Origin of the sequence: Pontibacterium sp., from assembly GCF_041587635.1 — a bacterium.
In the GTDB taxonomy this organism is placed as follows: Bacteria; Pseudomonadota; Gammaproteobacteria; order Pseudomonadales; family Balneatricaceae; genus Pontibacterium.
The window spans coordinates 1-5,293 of record NZ_JBFGYC010000274.1 but is presented as its reverse complement, the minus strand read 5'-3'; the positions used below and the strand labels follow the sequence as shown (position 1 = coordinate 5,293).

The following is a 5,293-nucleotide window of genomic DNA, read 5'->3' as shown; positions in this document are numbered from 1 at the left end:
TCAACTTTAGCCAGCGCTTTCTCCATATCCTCTTTCAGAGGTGTCAGATCAACCGCAGGAGCACTTGGCGCAGATGATTGCTGAGCCGCTTCATAGGCTTGCTTGGCTTCTTCATACTTGCCGCGCAGTTTTTCCACCCCTGCTTTCATCTTCTCAGCAGCAGGCAGACCTTTCTCTTCTGCGTTCTTGGCAGCAGCGTCAGCCTTTTCAACTTTAGCCAGCGCTTTCTCCATCTCTTCTTTCAGAGGTGCTAAATCAACTGCCGGGGTTGCAGCAGTCCCACCCGATTCAGCCGCCTCAAACGCTTTTTGAGTGCTTTCGACTTTCGCCTGTTGCTCTTTAACTTTGGCTTCCAGTTCAGCAATGTCACCTTCACCGGATTCCTGAGCTTTCGCTAGTGCCTTCTCGGCCTGTTTCAGCTTCGTACGCGCAACTGCCGCAGCGGTCTTAAGCTGCTTAATATCCACAACAGGTTCAACCTGAGCGGGAGCAGCCTGAGCATCGTCGTAGGCTTTCTGAGCCGCTTCCGACTTCGCTTCCAGCGTCTTAACGGTTTCCCGAAGCGGTTCAATACCGTCCTGACCTTTCTCTTCCGCAGCCTTAAGCGCAGTTTGAGCTTTCTTCAGTTTGGTACGAGCCACTGCAGCGGCTGTCTTCAGGGCCTTAATATCCGGAGCCCCGGATGCAACGGAGGTGACACCTTTCTCAGCGTTTTCCAGCTTGGTCTGAGCATCAGTGGCTTTCTGTTCAGCCGCTTTAAAAGCAGCTTCCAACTCAGGCAGATTCTCTGCATCCGCTTCCTTCGCCTGTTCAAACGCTTTCTGCGCTTTCTTCAGTTTGGTGCGAGCCACTGCCGCAGCGGTTTTCAGCGCTTTAGGATCATCTGTGCTTGCCGCCGGTTTAGCAGCCACACTGTCTTTCTTCGAAGCCTGCGCTTTAGCGGCTTGTTCTGCACGCGCTTTACGGCGCAGTTCTTTCTCGATTTTTTCCTGCTCAAGGCGTGCCTGACGGGCTTCAAAGCGCTGACGCGCATACTCAGCCTTCTGCTTCTCAACCTCTTCCTGGCGGATTTCAGCCTTCGCGTTGCGGTAGTACTGCACCAGAGGGATGTTGCTCGGGCACACGTATGAGCACGCACCACATTCGATACAATCGAACAGGTTGTGATGTTTGGCCTTATCGTATTCCTTGCCCTTTGCGAACCAGTGCAGCTGCTGCGGCAACAGTTCTGCCGGGCACACTTGCTCGCACATGCCACAGCGGATGCAGTTCATCGCAGGTGGTGCGGGCGGCATCTCTTCATGCGTTGCGGCGATGATACAGTTGGTGGTTTTAACCACCGGTATAGCTTCGTTGTTCATGGTAAAGCCCATCATCGGACCGCCCATGACCAAACGATAAAGATCATCACGACGCACACTGGATGCATCCAGCAACTCGGAATACTGCGTTCCGATCAACACATCGAGATTGTGACGCTGATTGACCGCGTCACCCGTAATCGTCACGACCCGTGAGATCAGAGGCTCGCCCTGATGAACGGCCCGGTAGATCGCACTGGCCGTACCCACGTTCTGACAAACAATACCCACATCTGCAGGGATCCGGCCACTGGGCACTTCGACACCCGTCAGCAGTTTGATCAGCTGTTTCTCGCCGCCGGATGGATATTTAGTCGGAACAACCACCACGTCGATGTTCAGTCGACTGCCACGCACCCTATCTTCCAAAGCACGGATCGCTTGCGGTTTGTTGTCTTCGATCCCGATCAGGATATGGCTCGGATTCAGCAGGTGAGCAATGACTTCAATACCACCTAAAATCTGATCGGAACGTTCACGGATCAGCAAATCATCGGCGGTAATATAGGGTTCGCACTCCGCTGCATTAATAATCAGCGTGTTAACGATGTGATCGTCACCCAGATGCAATTTCACATCCGTTGGGAAACCTGCGCCACCCATACCGGCAATGCCGTAGTTACGGATATAACCGATCAGTTCCTGCTTGTTCAGCGCCTTATAATCTTCAAGCCCGCTATGCTCAATCCACTCATCCTGCCCGTCTGTTTCGATGACAATGCAGTTCGCTTCCATGCCCGAGGCATGCGGTACGGGCTGAGGTCCAATCATACTGATAGTGCCGGAGGTTGGCGCATGTAAGCTTACGCTGATGCGACCAATAGGCTCGGCGATCACCTGCCCTTTCAGGACCCGGTCACCGACTTTCACCAACGGTTCTGCTGGCGCACCAATGTGTTGTGACAACGGCAATACTAGTTTCGCCGGAATCGGAGCGGCCTGAATCGGCGCGCCATTCGACTGGCGTTTGTTTTCCGGTGGATGGATACCACCGTGGAATGAATGCACGCTAGACATCAGGCAGCCTCCCCTTTATCAGTGAAGGCTTCACCACGACCACGGTCGGTGGCGATCAGTTCAACACCCGGTTTCGGCATGTCCCACTTCCAGGTATTCAGCGTTGTTTCAATCGGAACCATATCAATACAGTCAACAGGGCAAGGTTCTACACAGAGGTCACAACCGGTGCACTCTGAAATAATAACGGTGTGCATCTGTTTAGCCGCACCCAGAATCGCATCCACCGGACAAGCCTGTATGCACTTGGTGCAACCAATACACTCGTCTTCGCGAATATAGGCCACTGCCCTGACTGGCTCGCCAGCGTCTTCCGCATCCAGCGGCACAGATTCCACATCCAACAGGTCAGCCAACGCATCAACGGTAGACTGGCCGCCCGGTGGACATTTGTTAATCGCCTCACCATTGGCAATGGCTTCAGCATAGGGGCGACACCCCGGATGGCCACACTGACCACACTGGGTTTGAGGCAACAAACCGTCTATCTGATCAACGATCGGGTTACCTTCCACTTTAAAGCGTACAGAGGCATACCCCAGCAGCAAACCAAACAGCAGCGCAAGGACAGCTAAAACAAGGATGGCTATTACAACGGCACTCATTTCAAACTCCACCCACTCAGAACTGAACCAGACCGGTAAAGCCCATAAACGCCAATGACATCAAACCTGCAGTCACCATACCGATGGCAGAACCTTTAAATGGCGCAGGTACGTCTGCAACAGCAATACGCTCACGCATCGCCGAGAAGAGAATCAGTGCCAGAGAAAATCCCACCGCAGCGCCGAAGCCGTAGACGATGGAATCAATGAAATCGTTCTGCTTTTTAATGTTGAGCAGGGCAACACCCAATACCGCACAGTTCGTCGTAATCAGCGGCAGGAAAATACCCAGTACTTTATAGAGCATCGGGCTGGTTTTATGCACCACCATCTCGGTGAACTGCACCACGACCGCAATCACCAGAATAAAAGAGATGGTCTGCAGATAAGCGAGTTCCAGCGGCTGCAAAATGTACGCAAACACCAGATAGCTGCAAACAGAGGACAAGGTCAGCACGAAGGTTGTCGCCAGCGACATTCCCATCGCGGTTTCCAGCTTATTGGAAACCCCCATAAACGGGCACAAACCAAGGAATTGCACCAGTACGAAGTTATTCACCAGTACTGTGCTAATCAGAATTAATAGGTACTCTGTCATAACGTATCTGTTATCGCTGTTGTCGCTTTATGCTTCACCGACACAAGATCGGCGCTAAAATTAGAGACTTCTAATTTTATCGATATTCCGTAACCATCGATAGGGGCTGACGCTTGACGCACCTCAATGTGAACAACAAAGCGGCATTAAAGCCGCTTTGTTCATGATGGTAAATTCGCCAGTTGTTCACCCGCTTCGGCTAACTCCGTCACGGGTAAGGCATATTATACCAGTGCGTGCTGCGTAAGCAGCTCCAGTACAGCAGAAACCTGCTGTGCCGAATCCTGATCAGCGGTCAGACGCAAGTCAGCATCTTTCGCATCCAGGGATACATTCAGCACCTTCTCACCGGCCAGAGCATCATCACTGGCTGCGAGTACCAGCAAACCGTTGTTATTCAACACGGTCGCCGTTTGAGTCAGGTTAGACTGCAGTTCAGCTGGCAAAGTCTCATTGTTCAGTACGGCCACTGCACGCCCGGCATTAAACAGTGCTTTCTCTACACTGTATAGCACCATATTACGCTGCTGCTCGGTACCACCTGATACCACGACGGTACCCGCCTGCTGACCGAAGCGAAGCGCTTTGTCTGCTGCGCTTACCTGAGACTGCTCAACAATCTCCAGATCACCGTTCAACAATGCTTGTCCGCTGGCGTCAACGATCATGCCTGCAGCCACGGTGGCATTCGTCAAGCGATCAACAATAATGAACGAGCCAGTACCGTGGTGCTGTTTGTAGTCATCTGCGATCACCGGACGTTCCAGTGTGATTTCACAACGGGAAATATCGTTCAGTCCCAGGGTATTCACTTCTGACTTTTCCAGTGTGTTCACATCAATACGGTGACGGATGTTAGTAACGCCACCTGCGATAGTGGTCGTCGCCAGTTTCACATCGTACTGGCGCCCCTGTACCAGCTCGGACTCAGACATCCAGACCAGCATCGCATCAAAACGATTGGTCGCTTCCGGTATGTCTTTGGAATGCACCAGTACGTCACCGCGGGAGATATCAATCTCATCTTCCAGTGTCAGAGTGACAGACATTGGTGGAAACGCTTCTTCAATCTCACCTTCAAACGTGACGATCGATTTCACGCGACTGGACTTACCTGATGGCAGCACAGTGACCTCATCACCCGGGCGTACAATACCGGACGCTAGCGTACCGCAGTAACCACGAAAATCCAGGTTCGGACGGTTCACGTACTGCACAGGGAAGCGCAGGCTGTCAAAATTCTGGTCGTTCGCGATCTCAACCGATTCCAGCATCTCCATCAGCGGCTCACCTTTATACCAAGGTGTCTGCTCGGATACACTCACAACGTTGTCGCCTTTCAGTGCAGAGATCGGTGCGAACTGCACATCAGGCAGATCCAGATCTTTGGCAAATTCGAGGTATTCTTGTTTAATCTCTTCGTATCGCGCTTCGCTGAACTCCACCAGATCCATCTTATTGATGGCCACAACGGTGTGTTTGATACCCAGCAGGGACACGATGAAGCTGTGACGTTTAGTCTGCACCTGCACACCGTGGCGGGCATCGATCAGGATAATCGCCAGGTCACAGGTGGACGCACCCGTCGCCATGTTTCGCGTGTACTGCTCATGCCCCGGAGTATCCGCGATGATGAACTTACGCTTATCGGTCGAGAAGTAACGGTACGCCACATCAATAGTGATACCCTGCTCCCGCTCCGCCTGCAGGCC

The 5,293-nt window shown here is 52.5% G+C and carries 4 protein-coding genes; all 4 read right to left on the bottom strand.

What is annotated here, in order from left to right; all coding sequences use genetic code 11:
• Positions 1-2,378: electron transport complex subunit RsxC (gene rsxC, locus ABYW01_RS13265; protein ID WP_372833450.1), on the bottom strand; the 2,378-nt coding region annotated here is incomplete at its 3' end.
• Positions 2,378-2,983 carry an electron transport complex subunit RsxB gene (rsxB, locus tag ABYW01_RS13260; RefSeq protein ID WP_193952212.1) on the bottom strand — a complete coding sequence of 202 codons (606 nt, stop codon included), beginning with the start codon at positions 2,981-2,983 and terminating at the stop codon, positions 2,378-2,380. The genes rsxB and rsxC, both read right to left, overlap by 1 nt.
• 16 nt (positions 2,984-2,999) lie before the next feature.
• The gene (gene rsxA / locus ABYW01_RS13255) at positions 3,000-3,581 is read right to left on the bottom strand and encodes an electron transport complex subunit RsxA (RefSeq protein WP_372833447.1); all 582 of its coding nucleotides are present in this window, start codon (positions 3,579-3,581) and stop codon (positions 3,000-3,002) included.
• 224 nt (positions 3,582-3,805) lie between these two features.
• The coding region (locus ABYW01_RS13250; RefSeq protein ID WP_372833444.1) for a sulfate adenylyltransferase subunit 1 at positions 3,806-5,293 on the bottom strand (1,488 nt) is incomplete at its 5' end.